Consider the following 23103-nt stretch of genomic DNA (forward strand, 5'->3'; position numbering starts at 1 on the left):
CGCTCACACGGCGGTGATCCGCACGGTACCGCCGTGCGGATCGGCCCGCTCCAGCCAGCCCGCGCCCAGGTGGAAGGGCCGGCCCGGGACGGCGGGCAGCAGCAGGCGCTGCCGGTCGAGTTCGCGCCCGTCCTGGGTGACGACGAGGACGGGGTGTTCCAGCCGCCGCGCCGTACGCAGCACGAACCGGCCGCGGAGGGGGCGCGACCCGGCCGGACCGGTCCGGTTCGGTGCGATCCACAGCAGCGGGGCACCGACCGCCAGCGGCACCGACGGCCGGGCCGGCGGCGCGGTCCCGGCGAGATGGCTCAGCACGGGAGCGGCCGCGGCACGGCCCTCGGACGACGCGACCCCCGCCCGCTCGACGCCGTGCAGCAGATTGCCCACGGCGAAGACCCCCTGCCGTGAGGTGCGGTAGTCGGCGTCGTACGCCGGCCCCCGGGTGCCGGGGTCGAGGGTGAGGCCGCCGCGCCGGGCGAGTTCGTGGTCGGGGACGAAGTCGCCGGTGAGGACCACGGTGTCGCAGGGGATGGTCAGGGTGCGGCCGTCCTCGTGGCGCAGCGTCACTCCGGTCAGCCGGGTGCGGCCGCTCAGTCCGATGACGGTGGCGCGGGTGAAGAGCGGACAGCGGCCCTGGAGGCGCAGGAGCGCGGCGACCGGGGACGGCGGCTGGTCGGTGACCATGGCGACGACCTCGGCCCCGGCCGCACGCAGGGTGTCGGCCGCCGCGTGGCCGACGGGTTCGTTGCCGATGACCACCGCGCGGCTGCCGACCGGCTGCCGGTACAGATGGACGGCCTGCTGGAGTTCGCCGGTGGTGTATACGCCGGAGGGCCTGCCACCGGGGATCAGCCGGGCGCTGCGCGGACGTTCCCGGGCACCGGTGGCCAGGACGACCGCGCGGGCGGTGATCCGCTCCAGCCCGGCCGGTCCGGTGACGTCCAGGACGTGTGCGCCGACGGGGTACGGGGCGGCGGCCGGGCTGTCGGCGGCGGATCCGGCGGGGGTGGCGTTCGCCCAGCCGGTGACCGTGACTCCCGTACGGAGCACGGCTCCCGCGCGCACGGCGGCCCTGACGCACTGGCGGGCGTAGTCGGGCCCGGTGTCCCCGCCGCGCAGCCGTCCGCCGAACCCGCCGTGGTGGCAGTGGCGTGGCACGCCGCCCGCGTCGAGTTCGCGCTCCAGGATCTCGACCCGGCCGGCGCCCGACGCGGCGAGTTCGGCTCCGGCTCCCAGACCGGCCGGACCGGCCCCGACGACCAGCACGTCCACGGCCCGTTCGTTCCGGGTCACGGCCGGGCCCCCTCGAACAGCGCGCGGACGGCGGGTCCGCAGGCGAAGCCCTGACAGCGGCCTCCCCGGGCCCGGGTGCGCCGGCGCAGGCCGTCCAGGGAGGCGGGCGGGACGGTGGCGGAGAGGGCGTCGCGGATCTCGCCCAGGGTGACGCGTTCGCAGTGGCAGACGATGGTGCCGTACGCGGGGTCCCGGCCGATCAGGTCGGCTCGCAGATAGGGGCGGGGGAAGGCCTCTCCCAGGTTGGGCATCGTGACGGCCGGCAGTTCGCGCGGGGTGCCGAGATCCAGGCCGATGCCGTCGAGCAGCCCGGTGACATGGGCGGCGATGGCCATCGACGCGGTGAGTCCGGTGGAGCGGATTCCGCCGACGGTGACACAGCGCCGGTCGGGGTGTGCCTGGATCCGGTAGTCCTCCTGACCGGTGGCGGCCCGGAGCCCGGCATAGACGGCGGTGACCTCCTCGTCGAGCAGCTCGGGCAGGATGCGGCGGCCCTTCTCCCGAAGGAAGTGGAGGCCGTCCGCGCTGGAGGCGGTGTCGGTCTTGTCGTCGAGCTCCTCGGAGGTGGGGCCGAGCAGCACATTGCCGAACACTGTGGGCGCCACCAGAACTCCCTTGCCCGCGGCGGTGGGCACGGGCAGCAGGATGTGGCGGACGAGGTCGCGGGCGAGCTCGTCGAAGACCATGAGCTCGCCCCGGCGGGGCGTCACGGTGAAGGTGCCCAGCCCCAGCCGCCGGTCGATCTCGTCGGCGTACAGCCCTGCGGCGTTGACCAGGTAGCGGGTGTGCAGCGGGCCGCGCGAGGTCGTGAGGGTGTGGCGGCCGGCCGCGGCGCCGGAGCCGGTGTCCGGGCCGCTGTCGATGCTCAGGACCCGGCAGCCGAGGTGCAGATGGACCCCCGCCAGTGCGGCCTGGGTGGCGTACGCGAGAGGAGTCGTCCAAGGGCAGATGATGCTCTCGTCGGGGATGTCGAGGGCCCCGAGCGCGCCCGGCCCCAGACGGGGTTCCCGGCTGTACAGCTCCTCGGCTCCCAGCAGGCGCCCCGCGTGGTAGCCGTTGCGCTCCGCCTTCGCCAACAGATGCGGGAGCAGCGCGTGTTGTTCCTCGTCCCAGGCCACGAGGAGGGCGCCCACGCGTTCGACGGGGATGCCGGTCCCGGTGGCGTACCCGGCCAGCAGCCGCTGCCCCTCGCGTACGAGGCGCGCTTCGAGCGAGCCGGGAACGGCGTCGAAACCCGTGTGCAGGATCGCCGTGTTGGCCTTGGACGTGCCCTCGCCGATGTCGTCGCGGGCCTCGACCAGTGCGGTACGGAGCGGGTACTTGGCGAGTTCGCGGGCGACTGCCGCGCCGACGACTCCCCCGCCGATGACCGTGACGTCGTAGGTGACGCCACCCGGCAGATCTCCGGACGTGGTGACGGTGGGCCTCATGCGCGCTCCAGGAGGGTGTCCACCGCCGCACGGAATCCGGCGCGGCGTTCGGCTGCCTCGTCCGCCGTGATCCGGGGCTCGTACACGGCGGCGGGTTCCCATGTGGGTACGGCCTCGCGGACCGGCAGGTCCGGGTCGAGGCCGAGGCGTGCCACGGCGCCGATCCCGAGTGCGGTGACGTCGGGCAGGGCGGAGACTTCGACGGGCCGTTGCAGCAGGTCCGCCTGGGTCTGCAGGAGGAGCGCGGAGCGGGTCAGGCCACCGTCCACGCGCAGTACCGACAGCGGTCCGCCGAGGTCCGAGGCGGCCGCGTCGGCGAGTTCGGCGACCTGTGCGGCGATGCCCTCGCACAGGGCCCGCACCAGGTGGCCCGCGGTGGTGTCCAGGCCGAGGCCCGTCATCGAGCCGCGCAGGTCGCCGCGCCACCAGGGGGCGGCGAGTCCCGCGAGTGCCGGCACGAAGGTGACGCCGCCCGCGTCCGGGACGGCGGAGCCGACCGGATCGAGGTCGGCGGCGCCGGAGATCACACCGAGCTCGGTGAGCCAGCGGACGGCGGAGGCGGCGGTGTAGACCTGGCCGTCGAGGCAGTAGCTCGTACGGCCGCGGAGCCGCCAGGCGACACAGCTGACCAGACCGGTGGAGCCGCGCCGCGGCCGGTCCCCGGTCTGGGCGAGGAGAAACGCCCCGGTGCCGTAGGTGCACTTGGCCATGCCCGGGTCCAGGGCGCTCTGGGCCAGCAGTGCCGCCTGCTGGTCGACGAGCAGGCCGGTCAGCGGCAGTTCGCCGCCGAAGGCGGAAGTGGTGCCCACCGGGCTGTCGGCGTCGGTCACGGCGGGGAGCCGCTCCCCGCCGAGCCCGAAGATCTCCAGGGCGGCGGGCGACCAGCCGACCCGGTCCAGGTCGAGGAGCTGGGTGCGTCCCGCGGTGGCCGCGTCGGTGACGAACGCGCCGGTCAGCCGGTGGACGAGCCAGGCGTCGCTGGTGGTGACGACGCCATCGCGGGTGAGTTCGCGCCGGATCCAGGCCATCTTGGGTGCGGCGAAGTACGGGTCGAGCGGGAGACCGGTGAGCTGCTTCAGCTCATCGCCCCGGTCGGTGAGTTCGGCGCACACGGCCTCGGCCCGCCGGTCCTGCCAGACGATCGCGGGGGTGAGCGGCGCCCCGGTGGCGGGGTCCCAGGCGAGGACCGTCTCCCCCTGGTTCGCCAGGCCGACGGCGGCGACCGGCTCGCCCGCGTCGTGCAGCGCCTGCCGCCCGGCGTCGAGGACCGAGCCGAGCAACTGGGCGGGGTCCGCCTCGACGGCCCCCCCGGCGCCGTAGCGGGGCCGGACCGGCGCCGAACCGGAGCCGATCACCCCGCGCTCGGGGCAGATCACCAGCGCTTTCGTTCCGGACGTCCCCTGGTCGACGGCGAGCACGGGGCCTGACATCGACGCTCCAGCTGTGCGGTGGTCCCGAGGGGGAACGGAATTGGTGATCATTGGTCTTTCACGCACAGAGTCGTGCAGACCACGGCATTCGTCAACCCCGGGCACCGATACCTTGCCGGAACCGGAATGTCGACGTCAACACCCTTGGGGCACCCGGCATTTCAGTAGGATCCGCAAAGTCGTCGGAAGATCGGCGCCCGGCGCTCTACACTCACCGCCGAGCAACAACCGGACTCTCCGGCGCAGTTCGCTCACCGCAGCTGCTCCACCCCCCACGTTCTTGAGGATTCATGACGACCAGCCCCTTAGCCGTGCCGCGGTGCCCGGCATTCCGCCTCGCCCCCTCAGGTCCTCCGGGGGCGGGGCGAGCCGATGGCCCCCAGTGACTTCCGGCCGGTCTACCATCCCGCCGGCCATGACAATGATCTGCGCGGCGCACTGCAGGACCTGCGCACCGGCCGCTGGGTCTCCATGCGGAACCTGCTGGAGAGCACCCCGGACTGGTCCCTGTGGACCCAGCGCACCCAGGTGCTCGGCGCGGTGGCCGCGGGTTCCGACGCCGTACAGGCGTGGCTGGCCGAGGAACCCCGGAGCGTCGCCGCGGCCGTGATGCATGCCCGGGTCGTCGTGGAGCGTGCCATCCGCGCACATCGTGAACGCAGCCCGCACGCACAGCAGTTGTGGCAGGAGGCCTGGGAGGGCTGCCGGTCCGCCGCGCACGCCTCCCCCGCCGACCCGGTGCCCTGGATCTGTCTGCTCGCCCTGTCCCAGCTGGATGAACAGCAGCGGCTGGAGGAACACCGGCTGGCACCTCCGGGGCCGATGCTGTTCCCGGGGCCCTGGGGCCTGCTGGCGGAAGCGGACAGACGCGACCCGTACAACCGCGAGTCGTACCACCGGATGCTCCAGTTCGTGTACGCCCGACGGGGCGGAGGTTCACTGTCCGAGGCCGTCAACTTCGTTCAGTGGGCGGCTTCTTCGGCTCCGGACGGATCACCGCTCCATGTGCTTCCGCTGTACGTCAGGGTGGAGCGGTACCGCCGTGAGAGAGGCGGCGAGAAGGCACTGGATCTGCACTGGGTCACCGAGGACGGGGAGCGGGACGCCCAACGGGCGCTCCACATCTGGTTCCACCGCACCGACCCGGCCCGTCAGTCGCTGCTCGATCTGAACCATCTGGCCCACGCCCTGTGGGGTGCCCTGCAGTTCGCCGAGGCGGCACCGGTGTTCCGGTCGCTGGGCCCGTACTACACCTCGGTTCCGTGGGCGTACCGCACCCGTACACCCAATGATCCGGCGGCGGCCGAGGAAGTGTTCCTGCGGGCCCGCGGCCGGAGTCTCACCGCCGCGCACGATCCGGGGGCCGGCCGGCACGGCTGAGTGCGTGCTCACGCCCGGCCGGTCCTCCTGCGCCCGTTGTCCCTTACGCCTGCCCCTTTCCCTGACTTCCCGCCGACCTCTGTCCCCCTTCCCGCTCCTTCCCCGGACCGTTTTCCATCCCCACCCCCACCCGGAGGTTCTCCCGATGTCCATATCCACCAGCAAGCAGTCGAGCGCGGAGGCCGCTCCGCAGAGAGATGAAGAGCAACGCCTGCGGGAGCTCGGCTACCAGCCGGTGCTGGCCCGCCGCATGGGCGGTTTCGGCAACTTCGCCATCAGCTTCTCCGTGATCTCGATCCTGTCCGGCTGTATGACGCTGTACGGGTTCGGCATGTCGACCGGCGGCCCGTCGGTGATGCTCTGGGGCTGGGCCGGCGTCGGCCTGTTCGTGCTCTGCGTCGGCATGGCGCTGGCCGAGGTCACCAGCGCCTACCCCACCTCGGGGGCGCTGTACTACATGGCCGACCGGCTCGGCGGCCGCAAGTGGGGCTGGTACACCGGCTGGCTGAACCTGCTCGGCCTGCTGGGCGCGATCGCCGGTATCGACTACGGCGCCGCGCTGTTCACCGGCGCGCTGCTGAACCTTCAGTGGGGCTTCGACCCCACCCCCGGGTCCACGATGGTGATCTTCCTCTGCATCCTGCTGCTGCACGCCGTCCTGAACCTGTTCGGCGTCCGTCTGGTCAGCGTGCTGAACTCGATCAGCGTGTGGTGGCACCTCGGCGGAGTGGCCGTCATCGTCTCCGTACTGGCGATCGTGCCCTCCAACCACCAGTCGCCGTCCTTCGTCTTCACCGAGTTCGTCAATGACACCGGCTGGGAGAACCCGCTGTACGTCGCGGCGATCGGGCTCCTGCTGGCCCAGTACACCTTCTGCGGCTATGACGCCTCGGCCCATCTGTCCGAGGAGACGTCCAACGCCTCGGTGACCGCGGCCAAGGGCATCGTCCGCGCGATCTGGGTGTCATGGGTGGCCGGCTTCGTCCTGCTCGCCGGGCTCACCTTCGCGATCCAGGACTACGCGGGCACGCAGAACAGCGCCACCGGAGTGCCGCCCGCCCAGATCCTCATCGACGCGCTGGGCACCGCGGGCGCCACGGCGATGCTGCTGATCGTGATCGCGGCACAGCTGTTCTGCGGCAACGCGGAGGTCGCCGCCGCCAGCCGGATGGTGTTCGCGTTCAGCCGGGACAACGCGCTGCCGGGCTCCGCGCTGTGGCGCAAGGTGAGCGCCCGTACGCAGACGCCGGTTCCGGCCGTGTGGCTCTCGGTCTGTGTCGCCGCGCTGCTGGCGGTGCCGTCGCTTTACTCCGCGACCGCGTACGGCGCGGTGACCGCGATCAATGTCATCGGCATCACGCCCGCCTACGCGATCCCGATCTATCTGAAGCTGCGTGCCGGGGACCGCTTCGAGCGCGGCCCGTGGCATCTGGGCCGCTGGTCCAAGCCGATCGGCTGGATCGCCGTGGTCTGGGTCGCGATCGTGACCGTGCTGTTCCTGCTGCCGCAGTCCTCGCCGGTGACGATCGACTCCATGAACTACGCCTCGATCGCCCTGGTCGCGGTGCTGGTCCTGGCCACGGTCTGGTGGTTCGTCGCCCGCCGTTCGTACAGCACGCCGTCCGCGTACGGGAACGCCCGGGAGCAGGCGGAGATCGCCGAGGGCATCGTCTGACCGGTGTGCCGGGCGGTGTCCGGCCGCTGCTTCAGTTCAGCAGCAGCTGGAGACCGCCCAGCACGGTCGCCCCGATGACGATCCGTTCGAAGACCTTCTGGTTGATCCGGCCGACGCACTTGCGGCCGATGAACGCGCCGGGGACGACGAACAGCACCAGGCACACGTCCAGCAGCAGCGACCGGGCGTCGATGAGCCCGAGGCCCACGCTGAAGGGCACCTTGGACGTGTTGACGATCAGGAAGAACCACGCCGACGTTCCCAGGAAGCCGAGCTTCCGGAAACCGGCGGAGAGCAGATAGAGCGACATGACGGGGCCGCCCGCGTTGGCGACCATGGTAGTGAAGCCGCCGAGCACCCCGTAGGTACGCGCCTTGATCCGGCCCCCGCGAGAGGGGCCCCGCTCCGTCGCCCCCTCCTCGGCCGGGGCGGCGGCGGTACGCCGGCGCCAGATGGTGACCCCCGACATGAACAGCAGGATGGCGCCGATCGAGGTCCGTACGGCGCCGTCACCCGCCCACATCATGAAGAGCGTTCCCGCCACCACGCCCACGGCGACGGCGGGGAACAGCCGCAGCAGGGTCGGCCAGTGCGCGTGGCGGCGGTAGACCAGCACGGCGAGGATGTCACCGGCGATCAGGATCGGGAGCAGCACCCCGGTGGATTCGCGGGCCGGGAGTACGGCCGCGAAGACCGCGAGACTGATCGTATTGGCACCGCTGACGGCCGTCTTGGAGAAGCCGACGAGTGTGGATGCCGCCGCGAGCGCGGCCAGTTGCCAGAGTGTGATGGTGTCCATGCCAGATCAGATGGTAGACACACCGGGTTTTCGGCGGCCGGTCATTCCGCTTTCCGGCGGGCGGCCGGGGGTTTGCCGCTGGGCCATGGCCGTACCGAGCCGTTGCCCGCGCTCAAGGTACGTGGTTCGGCGTGAAGGACCGGCCCGACCCAGAAATGATCGTTTGACCGTTTCAACTTTCTTCTGAGCGATCTCTTGACCATTTACGATCAGCCGATCAGGATTCCCGTTGTCCGCTGCTCGCCGTGGCACCGCTGATCCTCGCGTTCGGTCCGCTCCGGTGCCTCCGGCGGCCGGGGCTCGCGGCGGGCGCCGTCAAGCAACCGGACAGGAGAGAGATGACCCCCACCACCGGTTCCGCCGCGCCCGTGCCGGTACGCCGACCGCGCGCCGCCCTCGCGATGGGGAGGGACGCGGCAGCCGCCGTCTTCCCGCCGGAATCCCTGGCCGCACTGGGTGAGGTGTGCGCGCTCACCCCGCCGCCCGCGCTCGACGACTTCACCACCGACCGGGCCCGCGCCACTCTCGCGGATGTCGAACTGCTGGTCACCGGCTGGGGCTGCCCGCCGCTGGACGCGGACGTCCTGGCCTCGGCCCCCGCGCTGCGGGCCGTCGTCCACACCGCGGGCTCCGTACGCGGCCATGTCACCGAGGCCTGCTGGGAGCGTGGCATCGACGTCTCGTCCGCCGCCGCGGCCAACGCCCTCCCGGTCGCCGAGTACACCGTCGCGATGATCCTGCTGTCCGGCAAGCGGGCCCTCGAACGGGCACGCGGCTACCGGACCGCCCGCCGCCGCGAGAACCCGCTGAGCACCCCTCCCCAGGTGGGCAACTACGGCCGCACGGTGGGCATCCTGTCCGCCTCGATGATCGGCCGACGGGTGATCGAGCTGCTGCGCCCGTACGACTCTCGGGTCCTGCTGTACGACCCGTACGTCTCCGCGGCGGACGCCGGGGCGCTCGGCGTCCGGCAGGTCGGGATCGGCGAACTCTTCGCGCTGAGCGACACGGTGAGCGTCCACACACCGCTGCTGCCCGCAACCCGTGGTCTCGTCAGCCGTGAACTCCTCACCTCCATGCGGCCGGACGCCGTCCTGATCAACACCTCGCGCGGCGCCGTCGTCGACCAGGACGCGCTGACCGACGTACTGCTGCGGGACCGGATCCGGGCGGTGCTCGATGTCACCGACCCCGACGAACTGCCGGCCGCTCACCCCCTGTGGGACTGCGGGAACGCGCTGATCACCCCTCATCTCGCCGGGTCCCAGGGCAACGAATGGCGCCGGCTGGCCGAACTGGCTGTCGGTGAGGCCGGGCGCTGGGCCGCGGGCGACGGCTTCGCCCATCCCGTACGACCCGAAAGGCTGGGCTTCCTCGCATGACCCTCTCCTTCGCACTCCCCGCCGAGGACCGTGACCGCAGCCCGTACACCGGTTACACCCGGGCGCACTGGGAGGCCGCGGCCGACGGACTGCTGCACGCCGCCTGGCGATGGGCCACCCCCGGCCGGGCCCTGCTCGACCTGCCGGGCAGGCCCTCGGCCTCCGGGGTCCGGTCCGACGGGCTGGAGGGGTACGCCCGTACGTTCCTGGCCGCCGCGTTCCGCGTCGCGGGCGCGGAGGGCAAGGATCCGCACGGCTGGCTGGAGCGGTACGCGGACGGGCTGGGCGCCGGTACGCGCACCCCCGGGCGGGAGGACACCGAGTCCTGGCCACTGATCCTGGACCACCAGGTGCAGGGGCAGCCGATGGTGGAGTCCGCGTCCGTCGCCATCGGCCTCCGGCTGACCCGGCCCTGGCTCTGGGACCTGCTCGACGAGGGGGTGCGGGACCGGACCGAGGAGTGGCTCCGGGGAGCGCTGCGGCACACCCCGGCGCCGAACAACTGGTACCTGTTCCCGTACTCCGTCGCCGGGTTCCTGGAGTCGGTGGGCCGCGGCGACGCCGAGACCGCGCGGGCCAGGGAGCGGGCGCTGGAGCTGCTGGAGGGCTGGTACCGGGGCGGCGGCTGGTACGCGGACGGGGACGGGCGTGCCTTCGACCACTACAACGGCTGGGCCCTGCACCTCTATCCGGTGCTCGACGCCCATCTGTCGGGGGACACGGAGCTGGGCGAGCGCTACGGGGCACGGCTGCGCGAGCATCTGGAGAGCCATGCGGCGATGTTCGGCGCCGATGGCGCGCCGATGTACTTCGGGCGCTCCCTCTCGTACCGCTTCGCGGCGGGAGCCGCGGCCGGGATCGGTGCGGTCAGCGGGCACACCCCGCTCTCCCCCGGGGTGTCCAGGCGGCTGGTCAGCGGATCGCTGCGCTACTTCCTGGAGCGCGGCGCGGCCGGGGACGACGGGCTGCTCTCCCTCGGCTGGCACGGCCCCCACGAGGCCACGCTCCAGACCTACTCAGGCCCCTCGTCGCCGTACTGGGCGTCCAAGGCGTTCGTCGCGCTGCTCGCCCCCGCGGAGCATCCGCTGTGGACGGCGACCGAGGAGCCCGCGCCGAGCGAGGGGCCCGACCGGGCGCTGTCCGTACCCGCTCCCGGTCTGCTCGTGCAGTCGACGCGGGCGGACGGGATCGTCCGGCTGCACAATCACGGCAGCGACCACGTCCGGCCGCACGAGGGTGAGCCGGCGGCCGGTCAGGACCCGCTCTACGCCCGGCAGGCCTACTCCACGGTGACCGGTCCGACCTCCTCCGCGAACACCGCGGACAACCATCTGTCGGTACGGATCGGCGGGGCGAGCAGCGCGCGGGTGCGCATCCACCCGCTGGGCGCGGGGCACGGCGAGGGCTGGGGCTGGGCCGCTTCCTGGCACCGTCCGGTCTTCCCGTCGGGGCCGCCCACGGTGCCGGGGCTGCGGGTGGAGAGCGTCACCGTCGTGCGGGGCCGCTACGAACTGCGGGCGCACCGGGTGCTGGGGGCTCCGGAAGGGGCCCGGATCGAACAGACCGGCTGGGCGACGGGCCCGGGGGACGGGGTGCGGTCCCAGTTGCACGGGCTGTACGGCTGGCAGGAGCGCGAGGAGGTGCGGGCCCCGCAGGGCACGGCGTTCACCCGCTGGGCCGTGCTGCCCCGGCTCTCCGCCGACGCGCGCGGCACGGCGCTGCTGGTGGCGCTCGCCTCGCTCACCGCGGAGCCGGACGCGGGCGGACTCGCCGCGGTGACGGACGTCCGGGCCGTGGACGGTGACACGGTGGAGGCCGTGTGGGCGTGGGACGGGGCGAGGACGCGGATCGTCTTCGGCCCGTCGGGAGTGACGGTGGATCAGCTCTGAGGGCGGTCCCGCGTGCCGCGGACTCCGGTCCCGCCCTGTCCCGTCCCGCCCTACGCGTCCGTGCGGATCACCACGGCGAGGGTGCGCGGGCCGTGGACACCCTCCACCCGCTCCAGTTCGATGTCCGAGGTGGCCGAGGGCCCGCTGATCAGGGTCGTCGGCCGCTCGGGCACCAGCCTGGCCACCGCCTCCGGCACCCCGGCCTCGACCGAGGACAGGTCGACGACGCACACATGCAGATCGGGGACGAGGGACAGCGCCCGGCGTCCCTGGTCGGGCGAACCGTCCAGAAAGATCGTGCCGGTCTCGGCGCAGCTGACGGCGGACGCGGTCACCACCCCGTCGAGGGTGTCCAGGCTCGGCGCGGGAATGCCGGCGGAGTCCTGCTGGACCTCGCCGTCGAACGCGGCGAGCCACCGCGCGTCGAGCCCGGCGGGCACGCCGATCCGGTGCGCGCCGTGCTCCCGCAGGACCTCGGCGAGCACGTCGGCGGTGCGGTCCGCCGTGCAGAGGTGGACGCGCGCCTTGTAGTCGACGAGCCGGTCGGTGAACAGGGCCAGCCGTACGTCCTCGGGCAGGCTACGGCCGGTGCGGTAGTCGCGCGGGACGACCGCCGCGGTGGCGGGGGCGAGGGCCAGGGCGTCCCTGACCCGGCCGAGCACGGTGTCACGGGCGGTGGTCACTTCTCGTCCTCCTGGCGGCTGCTGTCGTAAGCGGCGGCGGCGCGCATCGTGGCGGCGCCCTCCTCCGATGCCAGCCAGGAGCGGAAGGTCCGGCGTGGCGGGGCGGCGGTGTCGCGGCTGTCGCTCCAGCCGTTGAGCGGTGGGGGCAGGCGCGAGATCGTGCCGTCCCGCCCGGCGACGGCCCGGCCGAGGCCGGACGCCCTCTGCGCGGCGGTGAAGAGTTTCGGCCTGCTCATCACGGCCGCGGCGGCCTTCATGGCCAGCTTCTCCGCCGTCGTACCGGACTGCTCGGTGTTCTGGTGGCGCAGCTCGACCAGCAGCGAGGGGATGTCGATCTTGACCGGGCAGGCGTCGAAGCAGGCACCGCAGAGGCTGGAGGCGTACGGCAGCGAGCTGTTGGGGTCGTCCTTGGCCGCGTGCATCCCTGCGAGCTGCGGGGTGAGCACCGCGCCGATCGGGCCGGGGTAGGTCGATCCGTAGGCGTGTCCGCCGGTCCGTTCGTACACCGGGCACACATTGAGACAGGCCGAGCAGCGGATGCAGTTGAGGGCCGCGCGTCCGATCGTGTCGGCGAGGGCCGCGGTCCGTCCGTTGTCGAGCAGGATCAGATGGAAGTCCTGCGGCCCGTCGCCGGGCGTCACCCCGGTCCACATCGAGGTGTACGGGTTCATCCGCTCACCCGTGGAGGAGCGCGGCAGCAGTTGGAGGAAGACCTCCAGGTCCGAGTAGCGCGGCAGCACCTTCTCGATGCCCATGACGGTGATGAGGGTGTCGGGCAGGGTCAGGCACATCCGGCCGTTGCCCTCGGACTCGACGACGGACAGGGTGCCGGTCTCGGCGATCGCGAAGTTGGCGCCGGAGACGGCGACCTTCGTCGTCATGAACTTCTCGCGCAGATAGGCGCGGGCGGCCGCGGCCAGGTGGGCGGGCACATTGTCGAGCCCCGGGTCGACGCCGGGGATCTCCTTGAGGAAGATCTGCCTGATCTCGTCGCGGTTGCGGTGGATCGCGGGCACCAGGATGTGCGAGGGCCTGTCGTGGGCGAGCTGCACGATGAGTTCGGCCAGGTCGGTCTCGTACGGGGTGATCCCGGCGGCTTCCAGGTGCTCGTTGAGGCCGGTCTCCTGGGTGGCCATAGACTTGACCTTGATGACGTCGCTGCTGCCCGTCGCCTTCACCAGCCGGGTGACGATCTCGTTCGCCTCGGCTCCGTCCCGGGCCCAGTGGACGGTGCCGCCGTGCTCGGTGACCTTGCGCTCCAGTTGTTCCAGGAGTTCGGGGAGCCGGTTCATGGTGTCGGTCTTGATGGCCGATCCGGCGTCGCGCAACTGCTCCCAGTCGGGGAGCTCACCGGTGACGTGAAGGCGTTTGGCGCGGATGGTGCGGGTGGCCCGGCCGAGGTTGCGGCGCAGCTGGCCGTTGCGCAGCTCGTCGTGGGCGGCCTCGGGGAACGTCCGCTCGCCGCGCAGATTGCCCGTCCCGTACGGGGAGCGGGGCGGTGCGGCGGGCATGCCGAGGAAGGTGTTCATACGGCGGCCTCCAGCAGGGGGTACGGCGAGGTGCGGGTGGCGGCGAGGATCTGGGCGAGATGCAGGGTGCGCGTACCCGATTTGATCCTGGAGAGTCCCCCGCCGATATGCATCAGGCAGGAGGAGTCCCCGGCGGTGCACACGGCGGCCCCGGTGGCGACGATGCCGGCCATCTTGTCCTGGAGCATCGCGGTGGACGTCTCGGCGTTCTTCACGGCGAAGGTGCCGCCGAAGCCGCAGCAGACATCGGCCTCGGGAAGCTCGACGAGGTCGATGGAGCCGACGGCACGCAGCAGCCTGAGCGGCTTGTCACCGACCCGGAGCATCCGCAGGGAGTGGCAGGTGGGGTGGTAGGTGACGCGGTGCGGGAAGTACGCGCCGACGTCGGTGGCGTCGAGGACGTCGACCAGGAATTCCGAGAGCTCGTACGTCTTGGCGCTGACGGTGGCGACCGAGGCGCGCAGCGCGGTGTCGCCGTACCGTTCGGCGATGATCCTGTGCTGATGGCGGACCGAGCCCGCGCAGGAGCCGGACGGCATCACGACCGCCTCGATGGAGGCGTCGCCGAACTGGTCGGCGAAGTTGCGCACCAGCGGGACGGGTTCACGTTGGTAGCCGGTGTTGACGTGCATCTGGCCGCAGCAGGTCTGCTCCGGCGGGAACACCACTTCGTGTCCCAGGCGGGCGAGCAGGACCGCGGTGGACTTCACCGCGTCGGGGAAGAGCGTGTCTCCCAGACAGGTGGCGAAGAGTCCGATGCGCATGGGGGCCTCCTCGGTCGTTTGTATGGTCGGACCATACTAGCCTCGGTCCGCATGAGGAACCGTGAAGGCACGAAAAAGGGACGGTGCGCCGCGCACCGTCCCCTTGGCCGTCCCTTTGGCCCTCCTTTTGGTCCTCCCGGCATGGCTTGCCGGACCCTCAGCTCCCGGCGTTCTCGTCGACGAGCGTGCCGTGCAGCCCCCGGATGTGCTCCTCCACCAGGTCCGCGGCCTCGGCGCCGCACCCCTCGCGCACCAGGCGCAGCAGCTCCGTGTGCTGGGCGTTGAGCGCGCGGGCGGTGGCGGGCCAGTCGGCCGCCGCCTCCAGCGCGCGCAGGATCAGCGGGCGCACCGACTCGCGTACGGCGGAGGTGAGCGTGGAGGTGAGCGCGTTGCCGGAGCTCCGGGCGATCAGCACATGGAAGCGGGTGTCCAGGTCGTTGAACTCGCTCACCGTGACGTCCGGTTCCCCCATCCGCCGGAGAAGCTCCTCCGCCTCGTCGAGATCCTCGGCCCCGGCATACCCCGCCGCCGCCTCGAAGCTGGACCGCTCCAGGACGACCCGCGCCTCCAGGACGTCGTGCAGGCTGTAGCTGCCGAGCGCGAAGTGCAGGCGCAGCAGCCGGCCGAGCGCGTCGTCCGGGTTGCGGACGATCCGGGCGCCGGAGTCGGGGCCCCTGCCGGGCTGGGCCACCAGTACTCCGATGGTCTCCAGCACCCGCAGCGCCTCGCGCAGCGCGGACCTGCTCACACCGAGCACGGGAGCCAGCTCCCGTTCGGGCGGCAGACGGTCGCCCGCCCTCAGCTCACCGGCGGACACCCGGTCCTCGATGCTCTGGAGCACGAGTTCATGCGTACGGGACTGCCGTACCGGCTGCCACTCGACGGGCATCCACCACTCCCTGCACCTCACGGACGGTCGAATTCTCAGACTATGTCACGCATGCCATGTGGTCGGACCGAACCCGTCGGGCACCGTTCGGCCCGGCTGCCCGACGGCGTCCGGGAGGGCGCCGGCCTTCACGCCCCGGCCTTCCGGGAGGGCACCACCGCGACCAGCAGGCCGCACACCGCCGCCCCCGTACCGAGTGCCACCACCCCGGCCCAGCCGCCGCCCGCCCAGGCCAGGGTGCCCAGCAGCGACCCGACCGCGATACCCAGGAAACGCAGGGTGAAGTAGAGCGTGTTGAGCCGGCTGTGCACAGCGGGGTCGCGGGTGAACAGGGCCGTCTGGCAGACGGCCTGGCTGCCCCAGACGCCCACGTCGAGAACGACCACCCCCGCGATCAGCCAGAGCAGCCCGTCACCGCCGGGCGCGAGAAGCGCCCACCCCACGACCACCAGCCCGATGAGGAGTCCGAGGGAGAGCCGGTGCCCGATCCGGTCGGCGAGCCGTCCGGCGTACGGCGAGCCGAGCGCGCTGGCCGCGGCGACCAGGCCGAACAGTCCGATCCCGGTGGGGCCGAAGCCGTAGGCGCGCTCCAGGAGGAACGTCAGTGCCGTCCAGAACGCGCCGAACGAGATGCCGACCAGCGCGCCGGAGAGCGTGATGCTCCGGACGAGCCGGTCGGCCGCGAAGAGCTTCGGCAGCGAGGTCAGGGTGGCGCGGTAGGCAGGAGTCCCGGTGGTCGGGGGAACCCGGGGCAGGGCGCGCCGGAGCACGGCCATCAGGAGCAGCGTCAGCGCGGCGGAGCAGCCGTACACGGCACGCCAGCCGAACAGTTCGGCCAGCGCCCCGGAGTACGCGCGTGCGGCCAGGACCCCGACCAGCAGCCCCGCCTGCACGGTACCCACCAGCGTTCCCCGGCCCGCTCCCGCCCCGCCCCGCCGGCCGGCCAGCGCCACGGCGAAGGGGGTGACGAGCTGCGGAACCGGCGACAGCAGTCCCAGTACGAAGCTCGACACGACCAGGCACCACACCGTGGGCGACGCGGCGCAGGCGGCGAGCGCGAGCACGGAGGCCGTGCCGAGGCCGAGGATCAGCCGCCGCCGGTCATGGCTGTCCCCGGCCGGTACGAGCAGCAGGATGCCCGCCGCGTAGCCGAGCTGGGTGGCTGTCGGTACGGAGCCGAGGACATCGGGCGGCACTCCCAGTGAATCCGCCGCGTCGCCCAGCAGCGGCTGATTCACATAGACGTTCGCCGCGGTGACGGCGCTGGTGCAGGCGAGCAGGGCCGTCAGCCCCCGGACACGTACCGGAGCGGTGCCGGGGCCGGGGTCGGGTTCGGGTGCGGTGCGGGTGTGGGAATGGGTCACATGGGTCGACGTTAGGACGGCCCGTACCGGCATACTTTCGGCGTAGCGCCATCATCTATCGAGAGTGCGCCAATGTATGGAAAGAGCGAGCTCCGCGACGACTACCAGGACGTGCCCCGGCCCGTCGGGGCCATGGCACGCGACCTCGCGGACGGTCATCACATCCCGCCGCACGAGCACCGGCGGGCCCAGCTGATCTACGGCACGACGGGAGCGATCACCGTCACGACCGGGCACGGGGTCTGGGTGGTTCCGGCCACCCGGGGCGTCTGGGTGCCGGCGGGGCTGACCCACGCCATGACCTGCGCGGGCGCGGTGGCCATGCGCACTCTCTACATCGAGCCGCAGCCCTCCTGGCACCTGCCCACCGCACCGACCGTCGTCTCGGTCTCCCCGCTCCTGCGCGAGCTGATCGAGGACGCCACCCGGATTCCGGTGGAGTACGACCCGGGGGGGCCGGGACGGCAGGGTCATGGAACTGCTGCTGCTGGAGCTGGCCCCGCGCCCCGTCCCCGCGCTGCATCTGCCGGCCCCCGGGGACAACGGGCCCGAGGGGGTGCACCGGCTCTGCGAGGCGATCCGGGAGCACCCCGGCCGCCGGTGGACGACGCCCCGGGCCGCTGCCTTCGCACACATGAGTACGCGCAGTCTCCAGCGTGGATTCGCCGCCGCCACGGGAATGGGCCTGGCCCGCTGGGTGCAGCAGGCCAGGCTCGTCCACGCGGTCACCCTGCTCGCGTCCGGCACCCCGGTCACGGCGGTCGCCGCGGAGCTGGGCTACGCCACCCCCAGCGCCTTCACCGCGATGTTCCGCCGCGCACTGGGCATCACGCCCTCCGCTTACTTCGCCGACCGCGCGCCGTGACCGGGTCCGCCGGACGCGGGCATGTCCGACGGGCTCGGCGCGCGGGTGGGACGTTCCGCCCGTACGGGCGGCCGTACCGGCGGCCGCGCTGAGGGTCGAAGAGCTGCCCGGCCACCCCGGCCGCCACGAGGCCCGCGGCGATCAGGAGACCGTGCTCCGCGGCGATTCCGGCGCCCAGGGCGGCGAGCCCGGCCACCAGCCAGATCCAGGCATGGACCCGGCGGTACTCGCGCGGGGCACGCGGGCTGCCGCCGGACAGCGAATCGGCGAACTCGCGGTCCTCGTGACGCAGTCGCTCCTCAAGATCACGCAGCCGCTTGTCGTACGTGGGCATGAATGTCTCCCTCCCGGTGCGGAAACCGCTGGGTACGAGGCCGTCACCGCCGGGTGCGCGGAGGCGGGACCTGTCCTCCATGCTCGCGGACGCGGCGCCGCTCGGACCATCGGGGACACCACCCATTTCCGGGGGGCGGTCACCATGTACGCGGGCGCACACGGGGACCGGGGCGGGGCACGGCGCCAGTTCAGCGGCAATAGTGGAGGCAGTCAACCGTCCGTACGTCTGTCCTGAGGAGGCCGTGCTCCCTTGTCCCTGTTCCGGCGGATCTTCCTGCTCAACGCGGCGGTGCTGGTGGCGGCCGGGGCCCTGCTGCTGCTCGGCCCGATCACCATCTCCACCCCCGTGCTGCTGACCGAGGCCCTGATCCTGGCCGGTGGCATCGCCTCGATGCTCGTCGCCAACGCGGCCCTGCTCAGGCTCGGACTCGCCCCGCTCCAGCGGGTCACCCGGGCGATGACCACCATCGACCTGCTGCGCCCGAGCCCGGCCCCGAGGTGGCCGGGCGGGGCGAGGTCGCCGACCTGATCGAGACGTTCAACACGATGCTCGACCGGCTGGAGGCGGAGCGGGCCACCAGCAGCGCCCGCGCGCTCTCCGCGCAGGAGGCCGAACGCCGCCGGGTCGCCCAGGAGCTGCACGACGAGGTCGGCCAGACCCTGACCGCCGTACTGCTCGAACTGAAGCGCGTCGCCGACCGGGCCCCGAACCGCTGCGCGGCGACCTGCGCCAGGTCCAGGAGGTCACCCGGGGCGGGCTGGACGAGATCCGCCGGATCGCCCGCAGGCTGCGCCCCGGCGTGCTGGAGGAACTGGGCCTGGTCAGCGCCCTGACGGCGCTGATCACCGAAACACCCAAGCCCGAGGGGATGACGGTGGGCCGCCGGATGGAGAAGGACCTGCCCGAACTGGGGGCCGAGGCCGAACTCGTCGTGTACCGCATCGCCCAGGAGTGCCTCACCAACACGGTCCGCCATTCCGGCGCCACGCGTCTGGAGCTCTCGCTGCGCCGCAGCGAGGGTGGAGTGGAGCTGTGCGTCCGCGACAACGGCCGGGGACTCGGTGACGCCCCCGAGGGCGGGGGGCTGCGCGGCATGCGCGAACGCGCCCTGCTCATCGGCGCCGCGCTCCACCTCGGTGACAGCCCCCGGGGAGGCACCGAGATACGCCTCGATGTGCCCGTCCGGAACGAAAGCCGGTGACCATGCCCATGTCCTCGTACCCGCCCGCCTCCCCCGGCGCGGCCGCCGCTTCCCCCGTCGCCCCGGGGGAACCGGCGCGCAGAACCCGCATCCTGCTCGCCGACGACCACGCCCTGGTCCGCCGCGGTGTACGCCTCATCCTGGACAGCGAACCGGACCTCCAGGTGGTCGCCGAGGCGGGCGACGGTGCCGAGGCCATCGAGATGGCCCGCGCCGAGCGGCCGGACCTGGCCATCCTCGATATCGCGATGCCCCGTCTGACCGGGCTCCAGGCGGCGCGCGAGCTGTCGCGGGTCCAGCCGGAACTGCGCATCCTCATGCTGACGATGTACGACAACGAGCAGTACTTCTTCGAGGCGCTCAAGGCGGGAGCGGCGGGCTACGTACTGAAGTCCGTCGCCGACCGGGACCTGGTGGAAGCCTGCCGGGCCGCGATGCGCGACGAGCCGTTCCTCTACCCCGGTGCGGTCACCGCGCTGATCCGGTACTTCCTGGAACGGGCCGGGGAGGGGGACGAACTCCCGGCCCGCACCATCACCGAACGCGAGGAGGAGATCCTCAAGCTGGTGGCCGAGGGCCACTCGTCGAAGGAGATCGCCCGGCTCCTCGTCATCAGTGTCAAGACCGTCGAGCGGCACCGCGCGAACCTGCTCCACAAGCTCGGGCTGCGCGACCGTCTGGAACTCACCCGCTATGCGATCCGTGCCGGTCTGATCGAGCCCTGACGGCCCTGCGCGGTCCGCGGCCGGCCCGGGACACGCATGTCCAGCAGACCCGCCGGGCCCATGCGCCGAGAGTTCGTGTGCCGATAGTTCATGTGATTCTCACTCAGTACGCATACGGTGCACACCGTGACCCAGATGAGCCCGCCCGGTTGGCATCCAGACCCCGGGCATTCAGGAATCGGCCCCGTCCAGGAACGCTGGTGGGACGGGACCCGGTGGACCGAACACCTCCGTGTGCCGCCCGCGGCGATCCGGCGGCGGCGCACACGCGTCGCCGTCGGTGCGACGGTCGCGGTGGTGGTGCTCGCGGCCATCGGGGGCGGTGTGTATCTGCTCCAGGAGGACAGCGGCAACCGGCCGGACAGCGCCGCCACCGCGCCGCAGCCCGCACCGTCCGGCGGACCGGGGCGGCCCGGCGCACCGGACGGGAACGGCGGGGACAGCGGCGGGAACGGGAGCGGCGGCCAGGCCCCCGACGGGCAGATCCCGCCGACCGAGAAGGGGTACGCCACCGACCTGGCCAGCGGCATCAGCCTCCCGGTGCCCAAGGGCTGGACCGGCAGGTCGGGCACCGTCGGCGCCGGGCTCACCACCGGTGAGTACGCCTGCCCGGGCAACTCGGGCGAGAAGTGCGTGCGCGGCGGTGTTTTCTCGGCCCCGGCGATCGCCCTGAAGCTCGACGCGACCACGGCGGAGGCGGCGGCCAAGAAGGACATCGCGGTCAACGCCGAGGAGTCGTACGGCGAGAAGATCTACGGAGGCATCACCTCGCACGAACAGCTCAGGTCCGAGCCGGTCACCGTGGCCGGCCAGAAGGGCTACGCGGTGCGCTGGAAGGTGGTGACGGCGAAGGGCGACGACGGGTACGTCGAGTCGCTGGCCTTCCCGTCCCCCGCCTCCAAGGACATGCTGATCGTCGTCCGCTCCGGCTTCGACGTCAACGCCGGGGCGCCGAAGCTCTCCGTCCTGGACGACATCACCAAGGGCATCAAGGCGGCGGCCGGCGGAGCCGGCACCGGCCGGACCGCCTGACGGGACGCCCTGCCCCGGACCGCCCTGCGGACACCCGGCTCCGGACCGGGTGTCCACAGGGCGCCGGTCAGACGGTGAGCGTCGCCGGGTCGCTGATACCCGCTTCGCCGGTCTCCACATGGCCGGCGAAGCGCCGCAGGAAGCCGGTGCCCGTCCCCGCGTCGACGGACACGTCGTACCAGCGCCGCGAGGCGCTCAGATCCACGGTGTGGCGGACCGTCGCCCCCGGTCCCACCGTGACCGTAAGCGGCGGCCGGCCCCCGTAGGCGTTGGCGACCGTGAGCCTCGCGTCCGTGCTCCCGGCGTTGGTGAACGTCAGGTCCAGGTTGCCCGTGCCGGCGTTGTGGCGGGCCGTCACCTCGGCCCCGGCGGTCTTCGCCGGACACCTGAACGTCCGCAGGAAACCGTTCGGGCCGTGCACCGTGAGGTCGTGCGTGCCCTTGGAGTAGGCGGAGTTCCAGGTGTCGGAGACCGTACGGCCCGCCTCCGCGGTGTAGGTCCACGGGGCGTCGGAGCGGTTCGCCGAGGTGACGTAGAACTGCGCCCCGGCCGCCGTACCGGGGCTGAAGGTCAGGGCGATGCGGCCGTCGCCCACGCTGACCGCGCCGTCGACGTACGGTGCGTACGGCAGCGGCCTGGCCGGGCGCGAGCCCGCCTCCTGCCTGGGCATGCTGCCGGCTCCGGGCGGTGTGGGCCGGTAGTCGGGGTGGCGGTCGTGGTCCGGCGGCGCGTAGCCGGACGTGTCGGGCAGTGCGGCGGGGGCCGTGTCCGTCGTACCGAAGTCGAACGCCGAGGTGAGGTCGCCGCAGATGGCGCGCCGCCACGGGGAGATGTTCGGCTCGCGCACCCCGAAGCGCCGCTCCATGAACCGGAGGATCGAGGTGTGGTCGAACACCTCGGAGCAGACATAGCCGCCGGTGCTCCAGGGAGAGACGACGAGCATGGGGACGCGCGGGCCGAGTCCGTAGGCACCGGCCGCGTACGCGATACCGCCCCGGTAGAGGTCCGGGCCGACATCGACGGTGGACAGACCCTGTGCGGCGGAGGACGGCGGGTAGGGCGGCACGACGTGGTCGAAGAACCCGTCGTTCTCGTCGTAGGTGATGAACAGGGCGGTACGGCTCCACACCTCGGGGTTGGACGTCAGCGCGTCCAGCATCTGCGCGATGTACCAGGCGCCGTAGTTCGAGGGGAAGTTGGCGTGCTCGGAGAAGGCCTCCGGAGCGGCGACCCAGGAGATCTTCGGCAGCCTCCCGGCCTGCACGTCCGCCTTGAGCTCGTCGAAGTAGCCGTCGCCCGCCCTGACGTCCGTACCGGTGCGCGCCTTGTCGTGGAGCGGGTCGCCGGGGCGGGCGTTGCGGTAGCTGTTGAAGTAGAGCAGGGAATTGTCCCCGTAGTTGCCGCGGTAGGCGTCGTCGATCCAGCCCCAGCTCCCGGCGGCGTCGAGGCCGTCACCGATGTCCTGGTAGATCTTCCAGGAGACTCCGGCCTGCTCCAGCCGTTCGGGGTAGGTGGTCCAGCCGTACCCCTTCTCCTCGTTGCCGAGCACGGGACCGCCGCCGGTCCCGTCGTTTCCGGTGTACCCGGTCCACATGTAGTAGCGGTTCGGATCGGTGGCCCCGATGAACGAGCAGTGGTAGGCGTCGCAGACGGTGAACCTGTCGGCGAGCGCGTAGTGGAAGGGGATGTCCTCACGCGTGAGGTAGGCCATCGTCGTGGGTGTCTTGGCGGGTATCCACCGGTCGTAGCGGCCGCCGTTGTACGCCTGGTGGCCGCCCGCCCAGTCGTGGTTGAGGCCCTGGAGGAACTGCATCCCCAGGTCGTCGGCCGTCGGGTGGAACGGCAGGGTCTCCTTCTTGGCCCCGTCCGCCTGGTGCCAGACCGACGACCCGCTGGGGAGCGTCACCGGGCGTGGGTCCCCGAACCCCCGTACACCCTTCATCGCGCCGAAGTAGTGATCGAAGGACCGGTTCTCCTGCATCAGCACGACGATGTGCTCGACGTCCTGGATCGTGCCGGAGCCGCGGTGCGCGGGGATCGCGGCGGCCCGGTCGATGCTGCTCGACAGAGCGGCGAATCCCGCTGTGGCGCCCGCGAGTTGGAGGAAGCGACGGCGATTGAGGTCAGCCATGAGTGTGGGGCCTCTTGGGGTGAGGGAACAGAAGCGAGCAGAATGTTCCAAGAGGACAGGGCAGAAGGGAAGAGGCCGCGACGACGCCGTGAACAACGGCCGTACGCACCACCAAAGGCCCGGCCCGCCGGAGCGACTCCCGCGCGAGACACCCCACCCTCCGGCCGCGCACCGGCCACCCCCGTCCGAGCCCCCGTTCCTCAGGCCGAGCCCCCCGTTCCTCAGCCCCGGCGCCCGCGCCTGGACCGGCCGGCGCGACTCCCGCGCGACGCACCCCGCTCTCCGGCCGCGCACCGGCCGCCTCC

At 72.3% G+C, this 23103-nt stretch carries 18 protein-coding genes and 2 pseudogenes; 9 read left to right on the forward strand and 11 right to left on the reverse strand.

The genetic code is table 11. The features are described 5' to 3' along the window. Nucleotides 1-3 precede the first annotated feature (3 nt). From ACIGJO_RS16330 to ACIGJO_RS16340, 3 genes are read right to left on the reverse strand one after another with little or no spacing between them, the layout of a single operon-like run. The gene (locus ACIGJO_RS16330) at nucleotides 4-1293 is read right to left on the reverse strand and encodes an NAD(P)/FAD-dependent oxidoreductase (protein WP_399958281.1); all 1290 of its coding nucleotides are present in this window, start codon (nucleotides 1291-1293) and stop codon (nucleotides 4-6) included. After that, nucleotides 1290-2723, reverse strand: a complete 1434-nt coding sequence (locus ACIGJO_RS16335; RefSeq protein ID WP_399958284.1) for an FAD-dependent oxidoreductase — start codon at nucleotides 2721-2723, stop codon at nucleotides 1290-1292. The genes ACIGJO_RS16330 and ACIGJO_RS16335 overlap by 4 nt, the downstream gene beginning before the upstream one ends. Beyond that, nucleotides 2720-4153, reverse strand: a complete 1434-nt coding sequence (locus ACIGJO_RS16340) for an FGGY family carbohydrate kinase (protein WP_399958287.1) — start codon at nucleotides 4151-4153, stop codon at nucleotides 2720-2722. Before ACIGJO_RS16340 ends, ACIGJO_RS16335 begins: the two co-directional genes overlap by 4 nt. Nucleotides 4154-4525: 372 nt before the next feature. Here ACIGJO_RS16340 and ACIGJO_RS16345 point away from each other — a divergent pair, with 372 nt between their 5' ends. Then, a complete protein-coding gene (locus ACIGJO_RS16345; RefSeq protein ID WP_399958290.1) occupies nucleotides 4526-5533 on the forward strand; it encodes a hypothetical protein in 1008 nt (335 codons plus the stop codon). Nucleotides 5534-5678: 145 nt separating this feature from the next. Then, a complete protein-coding gene (locus tag ACIGJO_RS16350; RefSeq protein ID WP_399958293.1) occupies nucleotides 5679-7208 on the forward strand; it encodes an amino acid permease in 1530 nt (509 codons plus the stop codon). A 31-nt stretch (nucleotides 7209-7239) separates the two neighbouring features. Here ACIGJO_RS16350 and ACIGJO_RS16355 read toward each other — a convergent pair whose 3' ends face one another. Continuing rightward, nucleotides 7240-8007 carry a sulfite exporter TauE/SafE family protein gene (locus ACIGJO_RS16355; RefSeq protein WP_399958296.1) on the reverse strand — a complete coding sequence of 256 codons (768 nt, stop codon included), beginning with the start codon at nucleotides 8005-8007 and terminating at the stop codon, nucleotides 7240-7242. A 338-nt stretch (nucleotides 8008-8345) separates the two neighbouring features. Between ACIGJO_RS16355 and ACIGJO_RS16360 the strand changes: the two genes are divergently transcribed. Both ACIGJO_RS16360 and ACIGJO_RS16365 read left to right on the forward strand, forming a co-directional pair. Next, nucleotides 8346-9389, forward strand: a complete 1044-nt coding sequence (locus tag ACIGJO_RS16360) for a hydroxyacid dehydrogenase (protein WP_399958298.1) — start codon at nucleotides 8346-8348, stop codon at nucleotides 9387-9389. Then, nucleotides 9386-11278, forward strand: coding sequence for a DUF2264 domain-containing protein (locus ACIGJO_RS16365; RefSeq protein WP_399958301.1), 1893 nt, complete (start codon nucleotides 9386-9388; stop codon nucleotides 11276-11278). Before ACIGJO_RS16360 ends, ACIGJO_RS16365 begins: the two co-directional genes overlap by 4 nt. Nucleotides 11279-11328: 50 nt before the next feature. Here the strand turns inward: ACIGJO_RS16365 and ACIGJO_RS16370 are convergent, their stop codons facing one another. From ACIGJO_RS16370 to ACIGJO_RS16390, 5 genes are all read right to left on the reverse strand, one after another. Then, a complete protein-coding gene (locus ACIGJO_RS16370; protein ID WP_399958304.1) occupies nucleotides 11329-11961 on the reverse strand; it encodes a lactate utilization protein C in 633 nt (210 codons plus the stop codon). Further along, nucleotides 11958-13490, reverse strand: a complete 1533-nt coding sequence (locus ACIGJO_RS16375) for a lactate utilization protein B (RefSeq protein ID WP_399958306.1) — start codon at nucleotides 13488-13490, stop codon at nucleotides 11958-11960. Before ACIGJO_RS16375 ends, ACIGJO_RS16370 begins: the two co-directional genes overlap by 4 nt. Beyond that, nucleotides 13487-14254, reverse strand: coding sequence for a (Fe-S)-binding protein (locus ACIGJO_RS16380; protein WP_399958309.1), 768 nt, complete (start codon nucleotides 14252-14254; stop codon nucleotides 13487-13489). Before ACIGJO_RS16380 ends, ACIGJO_RS16375 begins: the two co-directional genes overlap by 4 nt. A gap of 157 nt (nucleotides 14255-14411) precedes the next feature. Next, nucleotides 14412-15143: a FadR/GntR family transcriptional regulator gene (locus tag ACIGJO_RS16385; protein WP_399958313.1), complete on the reverse strand. Its 732-nt coding sequence runs from the start codon at nucleotides 15141-15143 to the stop codon at nucleotides 14412-14414. Nucleotides 15144-15271: 128 nt separating this feature from the next. Next, entirely contained in the window at nucleotides 15272-16507 is a 1236-nt protein-coding gene (locus ACIGJO_RS16390) for an MFS transporter (RefSeq protein ID WP_399958315.1), read from the reverse strand. A gap of 132 nt (nucleotides 16508-16639) precedes the next feature. On the opposite strand from ACIGJO_RS16390, the pseudogene ACIGJO_RS16395 reads away from it, so the two are divergent. Together ACIGJO_RS16395 and ACIGJO_RS16400 are read left to right on the forward strand one after the other, a co-directional pair. Further along, nucleotides 16640-16795 (forward strand): annotated as a pseudogene (locus ACIGJO_RS16395) (AraC family ligand binding domain-containing protein); the annotation flags it as partial. 184 nt (nucleotides 16796-16979) lie between these two features. Then, on the forward strand, nucleotides 16980-17372 hold the full coding sequence (locus ACIGJO_RS16400) for a helix-turn-helix domain-containing protein (RefSeq protein ID WP_399958317.1): 393 nt from the start codon (nucleotides 16980-16982) through the stop codon (nucleotides 17370-17372). Here ACIGJO_RS16400 and ACIGJO_RS16405 read toward each other — a convergent pair. Next, entirely contained in the window at nucleotides 17335-17706 is a 372-nt protein-coding gene (locus tag ACIGJO_RS16405) for a DUF3040 domain-containing protein (RefSeq protein ID WP_399958320.1), read from the reverse strand. The genes ACIGJO_RS16400 and ACIGJO_RS16405 overlap by 38 nt on opposite strands. A gap of 252 nt (nucleotides 17707-17958) precedes the next feature. Between ACIGJO_RS16405 and ACIGJO_RS16410 the strand changes: the two are divergent. From ACIGJO_RS16410 to ACIGJO_RS16420, 3 genes and pseudogenes are all read left to right on the forward strand, one after another. Continuing rightward, nucleotides 17959-18910: pseudogene (locus tag ACIGJO_RS16410) on the forward strand (HAMP domain-containing sensor histidine kinase). 2 nt (nucleotides 18911-18912) lie between these two features. Continuing rightward, entirely contained in the window at nucleotides 18913-19635 is a 723-nt protein-coding gene (locus tag ACIGJO_RS16415) for a response regulator (protein ID WP_399958982.1), read from the forward strand. A gap of 126 nt (nucleotides 19636-19761) precedes the next feature. Next, a complete protein-coding gene (locus ACIGJO_RS16420) occupies nucleotides 19762-20667 on the forward strand; it encodes a DUF2510 domain-containing protein (RefSeq protein WP_399958323.1) in 906 nt (301 codons plus the stop codon). A gap of 67 nt (nucleotides 20668-20734) precedes the next feature. Here ACIGJO_RS16420 and ACIGJO_RS16425 read toward each other — a convergent pair whose 3' ends face one another. Further along, nucleotides 20735-22798 (reverse strand): phosphocholine-specific phospholipase C, encoded by a 2064-nt coding sequence (locus ACIGJO_RS16425; protein WP_399958326.1) that lies wholly within the window; start codon nucleotides 22796-22798, stop codon nucleotides 20735-20737. Between the last annotated feature and the right edge of the window lie 305 nt (nucleotides 22799-23103).

Origin of the sequence: Streptomyces sp. NPDC079020 (assembly GCF_044542225.1) — a bacterium.
In the GTDB taxonomy this organism is placed as follows: domain Bacteria; phylum Actinomycetota; class Actinomycetes; order Streptomycetales; family Streptomycetaceae; genus Streptomyces.